At 44.8% G+C, this 324-nt stretch carries 1 rRNA gene; it reads right to left on the bottom strand.

The features are described from left to right. Nucleotides 1-16 precede the first annotated feature (16 nt). A 23S ribosomal RNA gene (locus UF75_RS27900) occupies nucleotides 17-324 on the bottom strand; the annotation flags it as partial.

Below are 324 nucleotides of genomic sequence, written 5' to 3'. Positions count from 1 at the left end.
CGATGTAGTTTCAAAGCTGTCTCATAAGACTTTTTATAGACTTCTAAGTCCTTGTAGCTTTTAATCATCGCTTTCCCTCTTTCGAACTTCGAATCTCGAATCTCGAACCTCGATAAAGCCATAGCTTCGGTGATACACTTGAGCCCCGTTACATTTTCGGCGCAGAACCACTCGACCAGTGAGCTATTACGCACTCTTTAAATGGTGGCTGCTTCTGAGCCAACATCCTGGTTGTCTGTGCAATTCCACATCCTTTCCCACTTAGTGTATACTTAGGGACCTTAGCTGATGGTCTGGGCTGTTTCCCTTTCGACTATGAAGCTT

Source organism: Desulfosporosinus sp. I2 (genome assembly GCF_000960765.1).
Classification (GTDB): Bacteria; Bacillota; Desulfitobacteriia; order Desulfitobacteriales; family Desulfitobacteriaceae; genus Desulfosporosinus.
Note: the sequence above shows the minus strand (reverse complement) of the source record. Positions and strands in the feature narration are given on the sequence as shown.